The 19,503-nt window shown below is 68.3% G+C and carries 23 protein-coding genes; 10 read left to right on the top strand and 13 right to left on the bottom strand.

The window, feature by feature from the left end:
- Positions 1-24: 24 nt before the first annotated feature.
- The 4 genes from C563_RS0108720 to C563_RS0108705 are packed head-to-tail and all read left to right on the top strand — an operon-like array spanning position 25 to position 2,848.
- Complete coding sequence (locus C563_RS0108720; protein WP_018761659.1) at positions 25-375, top strand: ArsR/SmtB family transcription factor; 351 nt, start codon at positions 25-27, stop codon at positions 373-375.
- Positions 372-1,076: an aquaporin gene (locus C563_RS0108715; protein WP_018761658.1), complete on the top strand. Its 705-nt coding sequence runs from the start codon at positions 372-374 to the stop codon at positions 1,074-1,076. The genes C563_RS0108720 and C563_RS0108715 overlap by 4 nt, the downstream gene beginning before the upstream one ends.
- Positions 1,073-1,483 (top strand): arsenate reductase ArsC, encoded by a 411-nt coding sequence (locus C563_RS0108710; RefSeq protein WP_018761657.1) that lies wholly within the window; start codon positions 1,073-1,075, stop codon positions 1,481-1,483. The genes C563_RS0108715 and C563_RS0108710 overlap by 4 nt, the downstream gene beginning before the upstream one ends.
- A 12-nt stretch (positions 1,484-1,495) precedes the next feature.
- Entirely contained in the window at positions 1,496-2,848 is a 1,353-nt protein-coding gene (locus tag C563_RS0108705) for an FAD-dependent oxidoreductase (protein ID WP_043423969.1), read from the top strand.
- A gap of 13 nt (positions 2,849-2,861) precedes the next feature.
- Here the strand turns inward: C563_RS0108705 and C563_RS0108700 are convergent, their stop codons facing one another.
- The 4 genes from C563_RS0108700 to C563_RS0108685 all read right to left on the bottom strand — a co-directional run bounded on the left by C563_RS0108700 (position 2,862) and on the right by C563_RS0108685 (position 7,214).
- The gene (locus C563_RS0108700; protein WP_018761655.1) at positions 2,862-3,692 is read right to left on the bottom strand and encodes an oxidoreductase; all 831 of its coding nucleotides are present in this window, start codon (positions 3,690-3,692) and stop codon (positions 2,862-2,864) included.
- A gap of 45 nt (positions 3,693-3,737) precedes the next feature.
- On the bottom strand, positions 3,738-4,766 hold the full coding sequence (locus C563_RS0108695) for an aldo/keto reductase (RefSeq protein WP_018761654.1): 1,029 nt from the start codon (positions 4,764-4,766) through the stop codon (positions 3,738-3,740).
- A gap of 32 nt (positions 4,767-4,798) precedes the next feature.
- Complete coding sequence (locus C563_RS0108690) at positions 4,799-5,680, bottom strand: aldo/keto reductase (RefSeq protein ID WP_018761653.1); 882 nt, start codon at positions 5,678-5,680, stop codon at positions 4,799-4,801.
- Between the two features lie 73 nt (positions 5,681-5,753).
- Positions 5,754-7,214 (bottom strand): MFS transporter, encoded by a 1,461-nt coding sequence (locus C563_RS0108685; RefSeq protein WP_018761652.1) that lies wholly within the window; start codon positions 7,212-7,214, stop codon positions 5,754-5,756.
- A 102-nt stretch (positions 7,215-7,316) separates the two neighbouring features.
- On the opposite strand from C563_RS0108685, the gene C563_RS0108680 reads away from it, so the two are divergent.
- Complete coding sequence (locus tag C563_RS0108680) at positions 7,317-8,198, top strand: helix-turn-helix transcriptional regulator (RefSeq protein WP_026264562.1); 882 nt, start codon at positions 7,317-7,319, stop codon at positions 8,196-8,198.
- A gap of 375 nt (positions 8,199-8,573) precedes the next feature.
- On the opposite strand, the gene C563_RS0108675 is transcribed toward C563_RS0108680, so the two are convergent.
- Together C563_RS0108675 and C563_RS0108670 are read right to left on the bottom strand one after the other, a co-directional pair.
- Positions 8,574-9,602, bottom strand: coding sequence for a serine hydrolase domain-containing protein (locus C563_RS0108675; RefSeq protein ID WP_018761650.1), 1,029 nt, complete (start codon positions 9,600-9,602; stop codon positions 8,574-8,576).
- A 360-nt stretch (positions 9,603-9,962) separates the two neighbouring features.
- A complete protein-coding gene (locus C563_RS0108670; protein WP_026264560.1) occupies positions 9,963-10,538 on the bottom strand; it encodes a TetR-like C-terminal domain-containing protein in 576 nt (191 codons plus the stop codon).
- A gap of 66 nt (positions 10,539-10,604) precedes the next feature.
- On the opposite strand from C563_RS0108670, the gene C563_RS0108665 reads away from it, so the two are divergent.
- The gene (locus tag C563_RS0108665) at positions 10,605-11,105 is read left to right on the top strand and encodes a DUF4188 domain-containing protein (protein WP_018761648.1); all 501 of its coding nucleotides are present in this window, start codon (positions 10,605-10,607) and stop codon (positions 11,103-11,105) included.
- A gap of 88 nt (positions 11,106-11,193) precedes the next feature.
- Here C563_RS0108665 and C563_RS21005 read toward each other — a convergent pair whose 3' ends face one another.
- Positions 11,194-12,840 (bottom strand): PAS domain-containing sensor histidine kinase, encoded by a 1,647-nt coding sequence (locus C563_RS21005; protein ID WP_043423944.1) that lies wholly within the window; start codon positions 12,838-12,840, stop codon positions 11,194-11,196.
- Positions 12,841-13,007: 167 nt separating this feature from the next.
- On the opposite strand from C563_RS21005, the gene C563_RS0108655 reads away from it, so the two are divergent.
- The 4 genes from C563_RS0108655 to C563_RS21000 all read left to right on the top strand — a co-directional run bounded on the left by C563_RS0108655 (position 13,008) and on the right by C563_RS21000 (position 14,977).
- On the top strand, positions 13,008-13,544 hold the full coding sequence (locus tag C563_RS0108655) for a universal stress protein (RefSeq protein ID WP_018761646.1): 537 nt from the start codon (positions 13,008-13,010) through the stop codon (positions 13,542-13,544).
- The gene (locus tag C563_RS0108650) at positions 13,544-14,128 is read left to right on the top strand and encodes a fluoride efflux transporter FluC (RefSeq protein ID WP_018761645.1); all 585 of its coding nucleotides are present in this window, start codon (positions 13,544-13,546) and stop codon (positions 14,126-14,128) included. Before C563_RS0108655 ends, C563_RS0108650 begins: the two co-directional genes overlap by 1 nt.
- A complete protein-coding gene (gene crcB, locus C563_RS0108645) occupies positions 14,125-14,502 on the top strand; it encodes a fluoride efflux transporter CrcB (protein ID WP_018761644.1) in 378 nt (125 codons plus the stop codon). Before C563_RS0108650 ends, crcB begins: the two co-directional genes overlap by 4 nt.
- Before the next feature lie 172 nt (positions 14,503-14,674).
- A complete protein-coding gene (locus C563_RS21000; protein ID WP_196803321.1) occupies positions 14,675-14,977 on the top strand; it encodes a hypothetical protein in 303 nt (100 codons plus the stop codon).
- An 80-nt stretch (positions 14,978-15,057) separates the two neighbouring features.
- Here the strand turns inward: C563_RS21000 and C563_RS0108635 are convergent, their stop codons facing one another.
- The 6 genes from C563_RS0108635 to C563_RS0108610 all read right to left on the bottom strand — a co-directional run bounded on the left by C563_RS0108635 (position 15,058) and on the right by C563_RS0108610 (position 19,498).
- Positions 15,058-15,699 carry a winged helix-turn-helix transcriptional regulator gene (locus C563_RS0108635; protein ID WP_018761642.1) on the bottom strand — a complete coding sequence of 214 codons (642 nt, stop codon included), beginning with the start codon at positions 15,697-15,699 and terminating at the stop codon, positions 15,058-15,060.
- Between the two features lie 5 nt (positions 15,700-15,704).
- Positions 15,705-16,139 (bottom strand): VOC family protein, encoded by a 435-nt coding sequence (locus C563_RS0108630; protein ID WP_018761641.1) that lies wholly within the window; start codon positions 16,137-16,139, stop codon positions 15,705-15,707.
- 109 nt (positions 16,140-16,248) lie between these two features.
- Positions 16,249-17,295, bottom strand: a complete 1,047-nt coding sequence (locus tag C563_RS0108625; RefSeq protein ID WP_018761640.1) for a sensor histidine kinase — start codon at positions 17,293-17,295, stop codon at positions 16,249-16,251.
- Positions 17,292-17,963 (bottom strand): response regulator transcription factor, encoded by a 672-nt coding sequence (locus C563_RS0108620; protein WP_018761639.1) that lies wholly within the window; start codon positions 17,961-17,963, stop codon positions 17,292-17,294. The genes C563_RS0108625 and C563_RS0108620 overlap by 4 nt, the downstream gene beginning before the upstream one ends.
- 5 nt (positions 17,964-17,968) lie before the next feature.
- Complete coding sequence (locus C563_RS0108615) at positions 17,969-18,733, bottom strand: DedA family protein (RefSeq protein ID WP_018761638.1); 765 nt, start codon at positions 18,731-18,733, stop codon at positions 17,969-17,971.
- Between the two features lie 9 nt (positions 18,734-18,742).
- Complete coding sequence (locus C563_RS0108610; RefSeq protein ID WP_018761637.1) at positions 18,743-19,498, bottom strand: phosphatase PAP2 family protein; 756 nt, start codon at positions 19,496-19,498, stop codon at positions 18,743-18,745.
- Between the last annotated feature and the right edge of the window lie 5 nt (positions 19,499-19,503).

Genomic DNA, 19,503 nt, shown 5'->3' with positions numbered 1-19,503 from the left:
GAGTGTAAATATTTACGTATGTCTATGTCTTTGGAGCTGACCCCGGTCCAGGCCGCAGCCTGCTGCGCCCCGCTGGCGCGCCAGCCGCTGTCCGAGTCCGAGGCCGAAGGGATCGCGCCGCTGCTGAAGGCCTTGGCGGATCCCGTCCGGCTCCGGCTGATATCCATGGTGGCCTCGCACCAGGGCGGCGAGGCCTGCGTCTGCGACCTCAACGACGCCTTCGACCTCTCCCAGCCCACCATCAGCCACCACCTGAAGATCCTGCACGAGGCAGGCCTGCTGGACCGGGAAAAGCGCGGTGTCTGGGTCTACTACCGGGCCCGCACCGAGGCCCTGCAGAACCTGGCAGCCCTGATCGGCGGGCACGCCGCGTGACCGTCATGCTCCGCCGGGCTGCGGCGGAATTCATCGGTACGGCATTCCTGGTCATGGCCGTGGTCGGCTCCGGAGTGATGGCCTCCAGGCTGTCCCCGGACGACGTCGGCCTGCAGCTTTTGCAGAACAGCCTCGCCACGGGTGCCGCGCTGGTGGCGCTGATCGTGGCACTGCAGCCCGTGTCGGCGTCGTTCAATCCCGTGGTGACCCTGGTGGAACGGGCGCTGGGAATGATCGACACCGCCACGGTGGCCAGCCTGGTTGCGGGGCAGGTCCTGGGCGGGCTGGCCGGCACGGTGGCCGCAAACCTCATGTTCGGGCTGGACGCCGTCACCTGGTCCACGCACCAGCGCACCGGCGCCCCGCTCTGGCTGGGGGAAGTGATCGCCACCGTGGGCCTCCTGCTGGTCATCTTCGGAACGGTCCGCTCAGGCCGGGCAGACCGGGTGGCGTTCGCCGTGGGCGGGTACATCACCGCCGCGTACTGGTTCACCAGCTCCACCAGTTTCGCCAACCCAGCGGTGACCATCGCCCGCACCGTCACGGACACCTTTGCCGGCATCGCACCGTCGTCGGCCCCTGCCTTCATCCTGGTGCAGCTCCTCGGCGGCGCCGCCGGATTCGTCCTGGTCCGCTTCCTCTACCCCTCCCTCCCTGCCGTTTCCACCGCTCCGGCGGCCGACCGAAAGGTGCTCTCATGAGCCACAAACCCTCCGTCCTGTTCGTCTGCGTCCACAACGCCGGTCGCTCCCAGATGGCCGCCGCGTACCTGACCACCCTCTCCCAGGGCGCCATCGAAGTCCGCTCCGCCGGGTCCCAGCCTGCGGAGAAGGTCAATCCGGCCGCCGTCCAGGCCATGGCCGAGGTGGGCATCGACATGTCAGCCGAGATCCCCAAGGTCCTCACCACGGAAGCGGTGCAGGACTCGGACGTGGTAATCACCATGGGCTGCGGCGACGAATGCCCCTACTTCCCGGGCAAGCGCTACGAGGACTGGGTCCTGGAGGATCCGGCGGGCAAGGGCGTGGACTCGGTACGGCCCATCCGCGACGAGATCAAGACCCGCGTGGAGGCGCTGATCGCTTCCCTGACCCCGGCGCAGGGCTGACCGGTGGGCAGCGTGGCATCCGTTGAATCGCTGCCCGTGGCCGTGATCGGCGCCGGGCCCGTGGGCCTCGCCGCGGCCGCCCACCTGCTCGAACGCGGGCTGGAACCCCTTGTCCTGGAAGCCGGCCCCGCCGTGGGTTCGGCCATCCGGAAATGGGGGCACATCCGGTTGTTCTCCACGTGGAAATACAACCTGGACCCGGCCTCGGTGCGGCTGCTCGAACGCAGCGGCTGGGAAGCGCCCCGGCCCACCGCGCTGCCCTATGGTTCCCAGATCGTCTCCGACTACCTCGAACCCCTGGCCGCCACACCGGAACTGAAGGGCCGGATCAGGACCGGCGCCCGCGTTCTTGCCGTGACCCGGCAGGGCATGGACAAGGGCCGCAGCCTGGGCCGGGATGAGGCGCCGTTCCTGCTGCGGATAGGGCACGACGGCGGAGAGGTCACCGAGCTCCTTGCACGCGCCGTCATCGACGCGTCCGGGACATGGACCACGACCGCGCCGCTGGGATCCTCCGGGTTGCCGGCCCTGGGCGAGCCGGAGGCCCGTGCCGCCGGGCTGGTCACCGGGCCGCTGCCCGACGTCACCGCCGGCGGGTTCGCCGGGCGCCGCACCCTGGTGGTCGGCGCCGGACATTCCGCCGCGAACATGGTGCTTGACCTCGCCCGCGTGGCCCGCGCCAACCCCGGAACCGAGGTCCTGTGGGCCATCCGCGGCGCCTCTCCGGAGCGCGCCTACGGCGGCGGGAACGCCGACGAGCTGCCTGCCCGCGGCCAGCTGGGCACCCGGCTCCGCACCGCCGTCGACACCGGAGCCGTCCAGCTCCTTACGGGCTTCCACACGGCATCCCTCGAAACCCGCGGCAACACGCTCACCGTGCACGCCGCGGACGGCCGCAGCGTGACGGTGGACCGGGTGATTCCCGCCGCCGGGTTCCGCCCGGACCTGTCCATCCTGTCGGAACTCCGGCTGGACCTGGACCCGGCGGTGGAGGCACCCAAGGCCCTGGGCCCGCTGATCGATCCGGACTTCCACAGCTGCGGCACCGTCCCCGCCCACGGCGCCAGGATCCTCGCCCAGCCGGAAAAGGACTTCTACCTTGCCGGCATGAAATCGTACGGGCGGGCGCCCACGTTCCTCATGGCCACCGGCTATGAGCAGGTCCGGTCCGTTGCGGCGGCGCTGGCCGGGGACACCCAAGCAGCGGACGCCGTGGAACTTGAGCTCCCGGAAACCGGGGTTTGCTCCACCAGCCTCCCGGCCGACGCCGCCGGGGACGCGTGCTGTGGCAGCCCGGTGCCGGTGACGATCGGCTTCGCCACCGGCGTCGAGCACGGCCGCAGCGGCGAATCCGCGCGCGTATAGCGGCCATATGGGCTCAGTCGGTGATGTCTGTGCTGGTGCTCAGCTCCCGCCACTGGTCCAGTTCGGCCCGCTGTGCGTCCGCCACCATGCCGAACGCACCGACGGCGTCCGTGCCCAGGACCAGCAGGCCCGGCGGGGTGGCGGATTCGACGACGGCGATGATCGCCCGGGCGGCCTTGTCCGGATCGCCGGGCTGGTTGCCGTGGCTCGTGTCGCTTTCCTTGCGGCGCTTGCCGGCGGTCTCGGCGTAGTCGCCGATGGGCGTCGCCGACTGGGTCAGCGAGCGGCCCGCGAAGTCGGTGCGGAAGCCGCCGGGCTCTATGGCGGTGACGTTGATGCCCAGGGGTTTGAGCTCGTTGCGGAGCGATCCGGACATGCCCTCCAGCGCCGCCTTGGTGGCCGCGTAATAGCCGGAGCCGGCCGGGGTGATCCGGGCGCCGATGGAGGAGACGTTGAGGATGGACCCTCCCTTGGTGGCGCGCATGCCCGGCAGCACCGCCTTGATCATGTCCACCGCACCGAAGAAGTTGGTGTCGAACAGTTGGCGGATGTCGGCGTCGTCGGCTTCTTCCACGGCGGCGCGGTAGCCGTAGCCGGCGTTGTTGACCAGGACGTCGATGTTGCCGAACTTCTCCTCCGCCTGCCTGACCGCGGCATTGATCTGCGCCTTGTCCGTGACGTCCAGGGGGAGTGCCAGCGCGGTGTCCGGGAAGCCTGCGGTGATGTCCTGTAGCGTCTCCACCTTGCGTGCGGTGACGACGGCGTTGTGCCCGGACGCGAGCACGGCTTCCGCCAGTGCCCGGCCGAGTCCGGTGGAACAGCCTGTGATGAGCCACGTTGCCATGGGTTTTCCTTCCATAGGGTGTGAAATTTGCTGGGGGAGTGGCAGTTAAGCCGCGTGCCGCCGTCGTGCGTGTGTTGTCAGTTCGTGGGCGCCGTAGCTGTTGTCGTCCGGGTTGACGGTCACGCCCGGGGCCACCAGTTGGTCGATGCGGTCCAGCACTTCCGGCGCCAGCTTCGCGTCGGCGGCCGGGAGGTAGGACTCCAGCTGTTCCATGGTGCGCGGGCCCACGATCGCGGAGGTGACGCCGGGGTGGTTGATGACGAACGCGATGGCCAGCTCAATCAGTGTGACGCCCGCCCATTCGGCCACCTGCGCCAGCTCTTCGACGATGTCCAGCTTGCGCTGGTTGGCCGGCTGGGACATGTCGAACCGGGCGCTGGGGCGGGCAGCGGAGGTGGGTGAGGACGCGGAGTCCTTCCGCCACCGCCCGGAGAGCCAGCCGCCGGCGAGCGGGCTGTAGGTGAGGGTGCCCATCCCGTGCCGCTGCACGGTGGGCAGGACGTCCTCCTCGATCCCGCGGGTCAGGATGGAGTAGGGCGGCTGCTCGGTGACGAACCGTTCGAGGTTGCGTTCCCGGGAGGCCCACTGCGCCTCCACGATCTGTGAACCCGAGTAGGAGGACGAGCCGAGGTAGCGCACCTTGCCTTGGCGGACCAGGTCGGTGAGGGCGCCCAGGGTTTCCTCCACATCGGTGTCCGGGCTGGGCCGGTGCACCTGGTAGAGGTCGATGTAGTCGGTGTTCAACCGGCGGAGCGAGTCCTCCACGGCGCGCATGATCCAGCGGCGGGAGCCGCCGCGCCGGTTGGCGTCCTTCTCATCCATCGGCATGAAGAACTTGGTGGCCAGGAAGACGTCGTCGCGGCGGCCTGCCAGGGCCTTGCCCACGATTTCCTCCGACACGCCGCCCGAATAGACGTCTGCGGTGTCGACAAAATTGATGCCGGCGTCCAGGGCGCGGTGGATGATGCGGGTGGCGTCGTCGGTGTCGTTGTTGCCCCAGGGGCCGAACATCATCGCGCCGAGGCACAGGGGGCTGACCTGCACGCCGGTGCGGCCAAGCGGGCGGTATTCCATCTGGTTCCTTCTCTCTCAGGCTTGGGGGTTGCTTAGGCCTCGGGGATCACCATGGCGAACCGCTCGGGGCGGGCCACGTCCGGGTCCGGGCCGCTGCGGACACCGGTATCCAGGGCATCAATGGCAGCCAGTTCCGCCGCGGACAGCTCGAAGCCGAACACGTCGAAGTTCTCGGCGATGCGGGCCGGGTTGGTGGACTTGGGGATGGCGGAGCGGCCCTGCTGCAGGTGCCAGCGCAGCATCACCTGGGCGGGAGTCTTGCCGTGGGCCTTCGCGACGGCGGCGATGGCCGGGTCCCGCATGACGTTCTTCCGGTTCTCGCCCCAGCCGGGGTAGAAGGTGATGCCGCCGATCGGCGACCACGCCTGGGTGAGGACGCCGTGCTCTGCGTCTGCGGCCTGGACGTTGCGCTGGGCAAAGTAGGGGTGCAGTTCGATCTGGTTGACGGCCGGGACCACGTCCGTTGCCTCCAGCAGTTGCTTCAGGTGTTGCGGCATGAAGTTGCTGACGCCGATGGCCCGCACGCGCCCGTCCGCCAGCAGGGTTTCCAGCGCCTTGTACGCGGCCACCGTCTTCTCGAACCGGTCCGGTGCGGGCTGGTGCAGGATGAGCAGGTCCAGTTGCTCCACGCCCAGCTTTCCCACCGCTTTGTCCCACGCGTGCAGTGACTCGTCGTAGCCGTAGTCGCTGACCCAGACCTTGGTTTCGATGAACACGTCGCCACGGTCCAGGCCGGAGCGGCGGATGCCTTCACCCACTTCCCGCTCGTTGCCGTAGGCGGCGGCTGTGTCGATGTGCCGGTAGCCCACCTCGAGCGCTGTCTGGACGGCCGCCGTCGTCTCTTCCGGGGGACTTTGGAAGACGCCGAGGCCGAGAGCGGGCATGGTGACGCCGTTGTTGAGCTTGAGTTCCATAACCATTCCTTCACGGTATTTGGGTGTGCCTGTTTATGGGAGGGGCAGCCAGTACCCCTTTTCGGATGGGTGGCTACCGGGCGGGCTCCAGCGGGGAGGTGCGGGCCGCCGTCGGCCGGTTGTTGGTGCGGCGGGCCGCCAGGTCTGCCGGGAGGATGAAAACCGCGGCGGTGCCCAGGGCCAGGAGCAGGAGGACGCTGCCGGCGGTGAGGGCGGCGCTGACCTGCGCCGCCAGGTGGGCGGTGGCAGGGCCGTGCGGGACGGTGGCGGCGGCGGCGACCGCGACGGCGAGCCCCAGGCAGGTGCCGATCTGGTGGAAGGTGTTCAGCAGGCCGGAGGCGGCCCCGGCATCGGCGGCAGGGGCTCCAACGATGCCGAACGAGGTCAGCGGCGCGAATGCCAGGCCCTGGCCGGCGCCGATCAGGACCATGGGCAGGGCCACGCCGGAAAGGTAGGAGGACCCCGTGCCGGCGAGGCTGAGCCAGAACATCCCCGCCAGCGTCAGCAGGATTCCGGCCAGGAGCAGGACGGAGCCGGGCAGCCGCCGTGCGAGCCGGGGATTGGCCATGGCCACGGCGAAGTTGACGGCGGTCATGGGCAGGAACCCGATGCCGGCCTGGAGCGGGTCGAAGCCCAGCACTTCCTGCATGAACTGGGTGGTGAAGAAGAAGAACCCGATCATCGCGCCGAGGTACAGGAACCGGGCCACGTAGGCGCCGGTACGGCGGCGGCTGGCGAAGAGCCGCAGCGGCATGATGGGCTGGGCGGCCCTGCGTTCGATTCGTACAAACGCGACGAGGAGAACGACGCCGGCGCTGACTGTCCAGAGGGTCAGCGGCGAGTCCCAGCCGGCTTCCGCCGCGTTGATGATGCCGAACACCAGGGCACCGGCGCCCAGCGTGGCGGTGAGGGCTCCGGCGACGTCGAATCGTCCGGTGGCGCGGCCGGTTTCGGGCAGGAACTTCGGGGCGAGGAGGATCATGGCGGCGCCGAGGGGGACGTTGACGAAGAACCCGGCCCGCCAGGAGATCCAGTGCGCCAGGGCGCCGCCGATGACCAGGCCCAGGCTGGCGCCGATCCCTGCCGTGGCACCGTAGAGTGCCACGGCGCGGGTCCGTTCGCGGCCTTCGGGGAAGCTGGCCGTCAGCAGCGACAGGGATGCGGGGGCGACGACGGCGGCGCCGATGCCTTGGAGGGCCCGGCCGGCGATGGCCCACCCCGCGGAGGGGGCCAGGCCGATCAGCAGGGACGCGATGGAGAACACCGCCAACCCAACGACGAAGACCCGTCGCCGACCGAGCAGGTCGCCGGCCCGGGCGCCCAGCAGCAACAACCCGCCGAAGACCAGGACATAGGCGTCCTGGATCCAGGAGAGCTGGCCCGTTGTGAGGTGCAGGTCCGCCTCCAGGCTGGGCAAGGCGGTGAAGATGACGGAGTTGTCCAGCAGGATCATGAAGTAGCTGGCAAGGATGATCGCCAGGATGGCTGCCGGGCGGGCGGTCGCTGCCGGGCGGGCTGTGGGGGCGGGTTTCATGCCTTCCATGCAACAGTGATGTTCATGTCCGGGGGAGTCACGGCTCTTCCGGGTACTGCCAGTCCCTCCCTCGCGGCGGGGGCCGGGCGTAGCGTGGGTGCCATGGCCAACAGCGACGACGTGCGGAAATTCCTGACTTCCCGCCGGGCCAGGCTCACACCGGACGAAGCCGGGCTGCCGGCGTATGGCGGCAACCGGCGCGTGAAGGGCCTGCGCCGGGAGGAGGTGGCCATGCTTGCCGGGATGAGCATTGATTACTACATCCGGCTGGAACGGGGGAACCTCTCCGGTGCCTCGGACAGCGTGCTGGAGGCGCTGGCCCGGGCGTTGCAGTTGGACGACGCCGAGACAGCCCACCTGGTCGACCTGGCCCGGGCGTCCACGGCTGCTCCGCGGGTGCGGCGGAAGCGGAGCCCGCTGACGGTGCGGCCCAGCGTGCAGCGGGTGATCGATGCGATTACCGCTGCGCCGGCCTGGGTCCGCAACGACCGCGGCGACGTCCTGGCCGCCAACGAGCTGGGCCGGGCCCTTTACCTGGAAATGATGACCGACGGCGGCAGCCCGCCCAACAGTGCACGGTTCACGTTCCTGAGCCCGAAGGCGCGGGAGTTCTTCGCCGACTGGGAACGCGCCGCGGACGACATTGTTGCCGTCCTGCGGTCCACGGCCGGGAAGAACCCGTATGACAAGGACCTGTCCGACCTGATCGGGGAGCTCTCCACCCGCAGCGAGGAGTTCCGCACCCGGTGGGCCCGGCACGACGTGAAGTACCACCGCACCGGCCGCAAACGGCTCCACCACTCGATCGTGGGGGACCTGGACCTGACCTACGAGGCGCTGGAGCTCCCCGCCGATCCGGGGCTGCGGATCAACGTCTACACGGCCGAGCCGGGCTCGCCGTCCGAGGACGCCCTCAAAGTCCTGGCCAGCTGGGCCGCTACGCAGGCGGAACCGGCCCAGGCATCGGTCACGGAAACCAACTGACGTCTCCGGTGGTTCCGCAGCCAATTGCCGCAGGAACTTGGGGCTCCTATGATGATTTCACCGTTTCCTCTCTGCGCCGAACAGAGACGTTACTAAGGTCGCGATTGCCGTGACGAAGAATCCTTTCAGGCATCAGACAAGTGAATCGACCAAGCCTGAGCAGCCCGGAGATCATCACAGGCTGCATCTGGGAGAGTGGCTGAGGCGGGAGGACGAGGGTGTCGAGGGTGCCTACAGCAGCATCTTCCTCAGCTACCATGACAGGCCGCTCCCGCCGGTGAGAACTTGCATCCAAGGCCATGAGATTCTGCCGGGGCAGGATCACTGTTCGCACGGGCATCCTGTCGGATAGGACGGGTGCACAGCCCCGTTTTCTCAGCTGGCTGGCTTGCAGATCCGGTCCAGGGTCTCGTTGAGGGTCGATTCCACTTGGCCGTTCAGCAGTACACGCTTGTTCTCCGTGGACGGGTCCTCAAGCTCCGTGGGCATTGGCGGCGTCGTGACCGTCATGGCGGCCTGGTACCGGCCGTCGCTGCTGCTGACCGCTACCGTCTGATATTCCCAGAACCCACCCCGTCCTTCATGTCTCGACTCCCTCGAGCATCCGTCAGCGTGCTCCCACAGGCCCAGCCCGTACGGGCTAAAGCCGGGGCTGGTCTTCATCTCGCGCAGGGACGCCGCCGAGACCGCGCGTCCCTGGAAGATCCCGGCCATCAGGAGGTTCAGGTCGTCCATAGTCGAGATCGCGCCGCCGGCTGGGTTGGGGGCGGCGAGGGTGATGTCTGTGGTGTCAATCCGTTCTCCGCGGAGGGTGACATAGCCGTGCAGAAGTCCGGGCTCATGCGGGTCGACGCGAGCCAGGCTGGTGTTCTTCAAACCGAGGGGGTCAAAGACCTCCTCCTGCATGATCTGCACGTAGGGCTTGTGCCGCAACGTCTGGAGAAGGATGCCGAGCGCGAAGTAGTTTGTGTTCGAGTACTTGAAGGACCCCACACTGGCCTCGGTCCAGGGGAGCGTCCCCGCTAATTGGAGGGCCTCCTCCATGGTGAGCGTCTTTGAGAGCCCGGCGCGGAAGTCAACATCGTGCGGCAGGGCATCGTTGACCTCGGGCATCCCGGACGTGTGGCTGAGGAGTTGCCTCACGCTAATGGGACCGGGAGGCTTGAGCGCGGATGTGAACCCGGGAATGACGTCATTGACGGGATCGTCGAGGCCGATCAGGTGGTCGTCCACCAGTTTCAGCACCGCGATGGCCGTCATTGTCTTGGTGACGCTTGCCACCGCAGCCCGGTCCGTGGGCTGGGCCGGGGTCCTGGTCTCGAGGTCTCGCACGCCGTAGGCCTTTGACCATTGCCCCTCGGGCCAGCGGATTTGTACGACGGCGGCCACCGCGCCTTGGTCCATGAACAGCTGCGCCTGGCTTTCCAGGGAAGCGAAAAGACTCGGTGGGCTTGATGACGGTGCGGGCTCGTCGGGGGAATAAGTACAGCCAGTTAGCGTGAGGGCAACGGCGAGTCCCGCTCGTCTCCACAAACGATCCTTCGTCCGCCGATTCAAGCCGTTGGCGCTGTGGTGGGCCAACATGTAAGCCTGCGATTCATTTCCTGGTCCTTGCGGCTGGGCCTAATTTACACCCCTGCCCAACGCCTCATAAGGGTTGCAGCTACCCCATATCAAGCAGGGTTCGGCGACGTGTCGAATACAGGACCAAGCCTGGCCCGGGTGGTGGGCCGCCGGGCCCGCGGCGTGGACCTTAGTCGTGCTTCAGGCCGCCCAGCCGCGGGCAACGGCGTCCAGGGCGGCGGCGTAGACGGCCGCCCAATCGGCATCCGGTGGGCCGACTTGTGCCAGTTCCAGACTGACCAGGCCATGGACCTGCCCCCAGATGGCCGCGGCGACCAGTTCCACGGGCGCTTCCAGGAGTGTCCCGGCGGACTGTGCAGAAGCGACGGCGTCCATCAGCGGCTGCATGGCATTGAGGGCAACGTCCGGGTCCGGCCGGCACTCGACGTAGGCGGCCAGCACGCCACCAAACATCAGCCGGTAGAGTGCCTGGTGCTCCAGGGCCCAGGCCCGGTACGCCACGCCAAGCCCCTGCAGGCCGCCGTCGGCTGCGGCCACCTGCGACTCGCCGAACGAGCGGAAGCCATCCTCCACGACTGCGGTGAGCAGCTCTGATTTCCCGCCAAACAGCGAGTAAACGGCGGTGGTGGAGGTCCCCGCGGCCGCGGCCACGTCCCGCATCGTCACCCGCGCCGGACCAGTGCGGTCCACCAGGTCAGCCGTGACGGCCAACAGGTCCTGCCTCAGGGAATCGTTATGCACAACAGGTCTTGCCATGGACCCCATTGTTTCATAACCTTGTTTTGTAACAACGTTACATAACACCGTGCCGAAGGGGTTCCCATGTCGCAGAAGGTATTTCCGGGCCGCTATACGGCCGATCCGGGCCGGGAGTCCGTCACGGTGTTCCTGATCGGGATGCGGGCCAACCGGTGGTGGAAGGTCGGGACCGTGGGGAGGGTTGGTGCCGCCATGGGGCGGATGCTTCAGCATTTGGGCGATGACCCGGCAGCGGGGATGCTCGGTTACCAGCAATGGGTGGGGCGTACCACCATGATGCTCAGCTACTGGGAGAGCCCGGAGCACCTGCGGAAGTTTGCAGCGGACAGGGATGCGCCCCATCTGGAACCCTGGCGCCGTTTCATGAAGGACCTCGCCGGAACCGGAGACGTCGGCGTCTGGCATGAGACCTATCAGGTGCCCGCTGCCGGCATCGAGGTCATCTACAGCGGGATGCCGCTCTTCGGGCTCGCCAAGGCAACCAACCATGTCCAGGTCGGAGCGGGCACCAACACCGCCAAGCAGCGGATGGGACGGGCTGCCCACCCAGCCGGCGGTTCCTGATCATAGCGGGGCGCTTTCCTGGCGCCGGGCCGTGGACTGCCTGCCGTTCGTCTCATGGTCAGATTCGGTCACGAGAAAACCGCCGTGCTCAGGGGGTCTCCATGCTGACCGAGGGGAGGGTCAGGACCGCCGTTGTTCCCTCTCCCGGGATGCTGGACAGGACGACGTGGCCGCGGTGGTTTTCCACGATGGATTTGGTGATTGCCAGCCCCAGGCCGGCGCCGGGAATGGTCGAGGAATGTGCCTTTGCGGCGCGGAAGAAGCGGGTGAAGGCCTGGTCCAGCTCGTCCTCGGTCATGCCGACGCCGGTGTCTGTTACTTCGCAGCGGAGCTCGTGCCCAGTGGCATCGACCGTGACGGTCACCGTGCCGCCGCGCGGAGTGTATTTGATGGCGTTGGAGATTAGGTTGTCCACGGCTTGGCCGAGGCGGTCCGGGTCGAAGTGACCCGTGGCCGCTCCGCCTGCGAACAGGTCCAGGGTGATGCCGCCGGCCTTGGCACGTGGGTGGGCGGCCTCAACACAGTGCCTGACAACTTCACAGAGGTCAGCGGGCCGCGGATTAGTGGTCACGGTGTCCGCGGCGATCGTCAGCAGGTCCCCGACAAGGTGCAGGAGCCGCTGGGCATTCCGTTTTGCGACGGTCAAGTACATCTCGATGTCGGAGCCAAGATCCGTTTCGTCCAGGGCCAGGTCCATGTAGCCCAGGATCGAGGTCAGCGGGGTCCTCAGCTCGTGGGAGACGCTGGAGACGAACTGGTCCTTGGCCGAGAGTGCTTCGACCAGCGCTGTGACATCGGTGAACGCCATGACCGCTCCCCGGTGTTCGCCACGGGAGTCACGGATCAGCCGGCACGTTGCGGAGTAGGCCCTCTGACTGGTTCCGTTGTCCGCCCAGATCAGTTCGTCGGTGAAGGACTCCCCTCGTGCCGCCCGGAACCCGGGGCGTCGCTCTGGAGGCAGGGCATGCTTCCGGTCGGGACCAAAGACGAGAAAGCCCGGTGGTTCCTCCGACAGCAGCCTCCCGGTGACGGTGCCGCCGAAATGGCTGCTGAATTGGTGATTGGCAAGCACCGCCTGACCCTTGGCGTCGACGGCGCATACTCCTACACTCACGGTGTCCATGACGCTGCTAAGCAAGCGCTCACGGTCCTCGCTGGCAACCAGGAGGTCCCGGACCTCGCAGCCCTGTGCTTCCAGCTGCTGCCGCTGCAGCGAGAGGGCGTTGGCAATCGCGAAGGATGTCAGTGCGACTGCTCCGAGGATGACTGGCAGCAGGACGATCCGGATGAAGTCTGGACCGTCAAAGCCCGTGCCCAGCATGACCGGGGGCAGCACGGCGCTGAGGATGGTGGCGACGACGGCGTAAAGGACGCCGCTGCGACGCCGGTCCGCGGCCAACCATACGACGGGAAAGACCAGGAGGAAACCCAAAACGGTGAGGTACTGGTCGGCGGCCTCGCGGGAAATCCCCACGACTATGCAGTCCAGGAACGGAATGATGAGCACGGCCCGTTCGGGCAGCCGGCCCCACGGCACCAGGGCGCACGCAGCGAGTAAGAGCACGTGTGCTCCCAGGCTGTAGATGAATGGGCCGGCCACGTCGAGTTGGGGGTGCAGGACCATCGTCAGGACCACGACCATCAGCATCGTCACAGAAAGCGGCAGCTGGAACAGCACCGCCCTGCCTCTGCGCCCCAACGTCCGGTAGTACGCATATAACGGCTCAAAAAGCATGGTATCCCCTTATCCCTGCCCTGAACGCTTGTGGAAGAAACCTACCCCGCAGGGTGCTCAATCAACAGCAACGCCGGTCCGGAATCTCTGTCGGCGCGGGGCATTTGTTGCACGTTTCTCCTGGACGTCCGGCGGCGCAGTAGAATCCGGATCTGACAGGAGAACAGATGACTGACGCAGGCAAACAATCAAGCCCCACGCCGTACGTCCCGCGGAAGATCGGCGGGCCGGTGCTGATGGGCGTCGTGCCCGGCCAGCCGCTTGCCGTCGCCCACCGGGCCGTCGAGCTGGCGTTCAGCCTCGGCGTGAAGCTTGTCTGTGCCTATGTGGACGTGACCACCTACCTCGCCGAGGAGCCGGACGGCAGGGTGGAGGCCCGGCCGATCGACCCGGACGGGGTTGATGACGATATCGAAGGAATCAGTGCCACCATCGCCGCGGACCTCCGTGCGGCCTTCGACGGATCCGGCATCGACTGGTCCTTCGTGACCCTTGCGGGTGACCCGGCCCGGGCTCTGGGACGCCTGGCGGAGTCCGCTGATGCGTCCGTCATTGTGGTGGGCACCCGCGAGCGCGGGCTAGGGGCGCGGCTTGAGGAACTGCTGGTGGGATCCGTGGCGGTGCACCTCACCCACCGCCAGCATCGGCCCGTCCTGGTGGTGCCGCTGTCGCCGCACAGGCACCAGCCGAAGGCGGCTCACTGATGGAACCGCCTGTCCCCGACGCCGAGGCCCAGGCGGGAACCGCGGACAAGCAGGCGCACGACGACGGGACCGGACGCCCGGAGCCCGGCAGCCGGGAGGCTGCAGCGGACCAGGGGACGCTTGGTGCGGCGCGCCCCCACCGGCCGGTGCACCTGCATCCGGGGTTCCTCCTCGTAGTCATTGCGGGTGGCATCCTGGGGGCACTGGCGCGTTATGGGCTGAGCGGCATCCTGCCCGCGCCGGGCGGCTGGCCGGTTCCCACCCTGGCCATCAATCTTTCCGGGGCATTCCTGCTCGGTCTCCTGCTGGAGGCCCTGGTGCGGCGGGGCCCTGATGCGGGGCGGCTTCGGCTGATCCGGCTGTTCGTCGGCACCGGCTTCATGGGCGCGTTCACCACGTACAGCACGCTGGCGCTGGAAACGAACACCCTGTTCGGGGCCGGCCGCGTCACGGACGGGTTGCTCTACGTGGGGGTCAGTGTGGTGGCGGGCGCCGCTGCCACCGTGGCGGGAATTTGGCTGGCGGCAGGCCACCACGCACGGGCCACCGATCACCGGAAGACTCTGCAGAAGGAGAGTCGGTGAGCGTCGCCATCATCATCCTGGTCGGCGTCGCCGGCGGGCTCGGGTCGGCCACCCGGTTCGTGGTGGACGGCCTGGTCCGGTCCAGAGCCCGCACCGCCTTGCCGGTGGGAACCATCATCATCAATGTCACGGGCTCGTTCCTGCTTGGCTTGCTCGCCGGAGCCGTGATCGTGCATGCCGCGCCCGCCGAGTTGCAGGCCATTGCCGGCACCGGGTTCCTGGGCGGGTACACCACGTTCAGCACGGCAAGCTTTGAGACGGTCCGGCTCATCCAGTCCCGCCGCACTGGGCTGGCCCTCCTCAATGGCGTCGGCACCGCGCTGGCCGCGGTGGCCGCTGCTGCCGGCGGGCTTGCCTTGGGCGGACTGTTGTAGCCAGGTCAGGCCCGCGGGCACCCAGGCGGCATCTCTTGCCGCGAGGCCGTCAACCTGGGTGGCGGAGTTCCTGGGCGCCACCGAGTAGGAGCCCGGCGCAAAGCATTGCGGCCGGTTACGGCGCGGGGCTACGTTGTGGCGATGGAGCGCAAGGCAACACCGGGCGACATTGATGCCATCTGCAGGGGCCTTGTACCGGGCCCCGCACAAGACGGCCATTAATCCGGAATCGGGCGAGCCGTACCAGGACCTGCTGGTCATCGTGGTCCCGGACGATGCCGCGAAGTCAGCACTGGTGGAGGACCCGTCGCTGCCGTTCTTCACCGTGCCCCACTTCGACGGGTACAACGCCGTCCTGGTGCAGGAGTCCCGGCTTGGCGAGATGTCACGCGAAGAGCTGGCGGAGATCCTTGTGGAAGCCTGGGCGGCCCGGGCACCCAAAAGGCTGGTCAAGGAGTTCTTCGCCGGCCGCTGACTCACGACGCCGGTCCGCGCCGTGCCCCATGACGCCCCGTCCCCGGGTGGGCGTCAGCCAAAAGGAGCCGCCGCACACTGTCAGGCCGCCAGGTGGAAGGTGTCCGCAAAGCGGCGGAGGAGTTCTCCCGGCCCGCGCAGCACCCGGATCGCGCCGCTTTCGATCGCCCGGTCCGGTGCCATGTCGCCGGAGATGAGCAGCCGGATGTCCGGCCCGGTGGAAAAGGCGAGGTCCGCCGCGCCGTCACCGCGAATGACGTCGAGGCTCGGTCCCTGGACCCTGATCAAAAGGTCGGCAGAACCAAAGTGGGCCGCATAGGCCGTGGCAGGAAGGGCGGCCGCCACATCCGGCCTGAACGCGGTGCGCAGGTCCATGGTCATCGAGTCGGGGCTGATGATCTGGTCCTCGCGTGGATCGCCCATGGCCTTGAAGCCCCAGGCGCCCAGCGCGAGGACCACCGGTTCGAGTTCCCGTCCGTACGGCGTGAGCTCGTAGACGATGACCCGCGAGCGTGGCGCACGGCGGATCACGCCGGCCGCCTGCAGTTCCTTGAGCCGCGCGGCCAGGATATTGCTCGGGATCCGTGGCAGGCCCTCGGCGAGCTCACCGTAGCGGCGCGGCCCTACGAGCAGGTCGCGGACGATCAGCAGGGCCCACCGTTCACCGACGATCTCCATGGCCCGCGTGATGCCCGAGTACTGTCCGTAGTCGCGTGCGGCCATGAACCTCAGGCCTGCTGGTTCATGAAGGCTTCCGGGCCCTGTTCGGCGGCAGCGGCTTCCATGTAGCCAAACTCAAGGATGTTGCCGTCCGGGTCCGTCAGCTGGCGCTGGTACATGAAGCCGTAATCGGAAGCGGGCTGGGCCTCGGTCCCGCCTGCTGCCAAGCCACTGGCAACGCTGGCGTCCACTGCATCCCGGCTCTCCAGGAAAATTGCGGTGGTGGCCGATACGGTCGCGGACGGGTCGCCGATGGGCCGGTCGCTGAAGGTCTGGAAGTACTCGCGGACCAGGAGCATGAAATAGCTGTGGTCTTCCTCCACCACCACGCATGCGGCGTTGTGGTCAGTGAAGAGCGGGTTGATGGTGAAACCCACCGCCGTATAGAACGCCTTGGCGCGCTCCAGGTCAGTCACCGGCAGGTTTACGAACATTGCGGTCATCACAGTCTCATTTCCCAAGATGGAGTGGATAACCACGATACTTGCAAAAAACAAGTGAGGGGTCAATACCCAGACTGCATGCTTCCAATCCGTTCGTTCAGCCCGCCCTTCAGCCCCGCGCCAGCGGCAGTGTCAGCCTCATGGTTGTGCCGTCGGATCCGGTCCGCTGTACGTCCACGGTGCCCCCGGCCGCGGTGGCGATGTCGCGGACCAGTGCCAGTCCTATGCCAAAGCTCCGCCTGCCCCCGGCTCCGTCCAACCCCGGGGCGCGGACGAACCGGTCAAAGATCCGGCCGGGGTCCACCCCGGTGATCCCGGATCCGGTGTCTGCCACCAGGACCACGGCCCTGGATCCCTCAACACTGGTGCTGATGGTGATGCTTCCGCCGGAGGGGGTGTGGGCCAGGGCGTTATCGGCCAGGGCCAGGATGGCGCGCCGCAGCGAGCCGGGATCCGCGCGCACCCACGCCGTACCGGCCCCGGAGAAGTCCAGCCGGATGCCCTGTTGGCCGGCCAGGTCCTGGAGGCTTTCGGCGGCGGACCGGGCAACCGCCGCGACGTCCACCGGCTCCGGGACAACGTCCCCGGACGCCCCGGCGGATCCGCCGGGGGAGCCGGTCGCCGCCAACAGGAGTTCGTTGACGATGCCCGTCAGCGTGGCCGTGTCCTCCCGGATCTTCGCCAACGCCTGCGCCGGCTCGGACCCGGGCTCGGCCTTGCGCTGGGCGAGCTGGATGCGGGTATCAAGGATCGCCAGCGGGGTGCGGAGTTCATGGCTGGCGTCCTGGACGAAGCGCCGTTGCCTGGCCAGGGCCTCGCCCAGCGGCCGGATGGCACTGCGGGCGCTGATCCAGCCCACCACACCGGCCAGCACGATGCCCCCCAGCCCGGCCAGGATCATGCCCTCGATCAGGTCCTTCGAGTCCAGGTAGGTGTAGGCCTTGCCGGCGGTGGAACCGGGCGGCGTGGGATGGGCCAGCTTGTTCATGAGGAACACCGTGGCGGCGGTAAGCAGCACCAGCACCAGGACGGCCACGCCGGCGCTGATCCGCAGTGCCACTTTCAGCGACGCGCGGCGGAGGATGTCCTGGTCCGCGTCCCCGGAGCCGGAGTGGGACACGCCGGTGGAGCCAAGGCCGGAGGAGGAAGAGGTCATGAGGGGTCGCCGATCTGGTAGCCCACGCCGTGGACGGTGCGGATGACGGTCCGGGAGATCTTGCGGCGCAGGTGGTGGACGTAGGTGTCGATGACGCCGGGCTGGTCCGTGGACTGGAAATGCGCGGCGAGCAGGTCGTCGCGGGTGAACACCCTGCCGGGTTCAGCGGCCAGCGCCGCCAGGACTTCGGCTTCCTTGGCGGTCAGCGTCACCACCTCGCCGTAGGCGGAACGGACAGCGCGCGACGCCGGATCGAAGTCCCAGCTGCCGATGCCCACCGGCCCCGCTGGCGGAGCAAAGGTACGCGTCAGTGCGCGCAGCCGCGCCGCCAGCTCGCCGGCGTCGAACGGTTTGGTCATGTAGTCGTTGGCGCCGGTGTCCAGCCCGCGGACCTTCTCGTCCGTCTCGCCCAGCGCGGTGAGGATCAGGATGGGGGTGGCGATGCCTTTGGCCCGGAGCGCCGCGATGACGGCCAGTCCGTCCATGACGGGCAGGCCGCGGTCAATCACCATCACGTCCCAGGGCTGCGTCAGGCCCAGGTGCAGGGCTTCCTGGCCGGTGGCGGCGAGCCGGATCCGGTAGTCCGGCTCCAGCAGTTCCGCGATCAGCGGTCCCAGCGCGGGATCGTCCTCGGCGAGCAGCAGGGAGGGCCGGTCCACGGTGGTCATGCGGCCTATTCTTCCGTGAAAGCGTCCTGCCGGGCGCTGGTGCCCACCGTGTCGAGGTGCGGCGGGGCACCCGCCGCAGCGTCGTCGTCGTACTCTACGGGCGGCTCTGCGGCGGCGCCGCGGTTGGCGCGGCGGCGCTTGAGGTATTCCACGGCCCAAGGCACCACGGACACCACGACCATGAGCACGGCGATGACGTCGATGTTCTTGGCGATGATGTCGTAGTGCCCCAGCCAGGTGCCCAGCAGGGTCACGGACGTGGCCCAGGCGGCGGCTCCCACAATGTTCCACAGCGTGAAGGCTTTGTACCCGTAACGGGCGGTGCCGGCGGTCAGCGGAGCGAACGTCCTGATGATGGGGACGAAGCGGGCCAGGACCACGGCAGCGCCACCGTGCCGGCGGAAGAAGTCCTCAGTGGCGGTGAGGTGGGCGGTTTTCAGGACCTTGGCGTCGTCCTTGAACCAGCGCCGGCCGAACCGACGGCCCAGCAGGTAACCCACCTGGTCGCCGGCGATGGCTGCGGCCGTGATCACCCCGATTAGGACGGGGAGGGCCAGCTGCAGCTGCTGGTGCAGGAGCCCCGCGGTGAAGAGCAGCGAATCCCCGGGCAGGAACGGGAACAGGACGCCGGATTCGATGAAGACCATCCCGGCGATCACGCCCAGGGCTGCCGGTCCCAGGCCGCTGAGCAGGCCGGCGGGGTCCAGCAGGGACGGTGGTCCGGTGGTGGCCATGGCGGAGACCAGGTCAGGGGTGAGGAAGCTGTGCATGGGGGTCCTTTAGCGTCGGCTGGACGGGGTGGTGAGCGCGGCGGGCAGGCGGTCGAAGAGCCGGGGAGCATAGCGGTTCCAGAGCCCGGCGAGCAGCACGAAGGCGGCGCTCGCGGCCAGGAACGAGGCCGCCACGTCGGTGGGGTAGTGCACGCCGACGTACAGCCGGGACCACGCCACGATGACGGCGACGACGGCGCCGGCCGCGGCCACCAGCTTGGACCAGCGGGTGCCCCGGGACAGGAAGTACAGGGCGAAGGCCAGGGCGACGGCGAAGCTGACGTGGCCGCTGGGGAAGCTGTTGGATCCGGTCTCCGGCGACAGGGGGTCGAACAGCAGGGCCGGGTTGGGCCGCTGCCGGGCGACGATCAGCTTGAAGGCCTCGCTGGCAACCCAGCCCGAGCACGCCACCACGCCGAAGGCAACAGCCGTGGCCAGGTCCCGGCGTACCAGCAGCACCACCACGGCGATGACGGCGATCAGGCCCAGGCCAGCCACCGGGCCGAACAGGAGGTTGATGCCCATCGCGACGGCGGTCAGCACGGCAACGTGGTGCGTGCTGAGGTCCTGGTCCACGTGCAGTTCGGCGGCGGTGTCGCCGGGCAGGAGCTGCACCGTGAAGCCGAGGGCGACGACGGCGGCGCACAGCAGCGCGCCCAGCAGCAGCCAGTGCCGGGCCTGGGGGAGCACGGGGAACTGGGTGCGTGCCCCGGCGGTGGGGCGGGGGCCGGGTGTTGTCTTGTGGGCTCGGGCTGGTCCGTTCACGAATC

It is taken from the genome of Arthrobacter sp. 135MFCol5.1 (assembly GCF_000374865.1).
In the GTDB taxonomy this organism is placed as follows: Bacteria; Actinomycetota; Actinomycetes; order Actinomycetales; family Micrococcaceae; genus Arthrobacter.
Note: the sequence above shows the minus strand (reverse complement) of the source record. Positions and strands in the feature narration are given on the sequence as shown.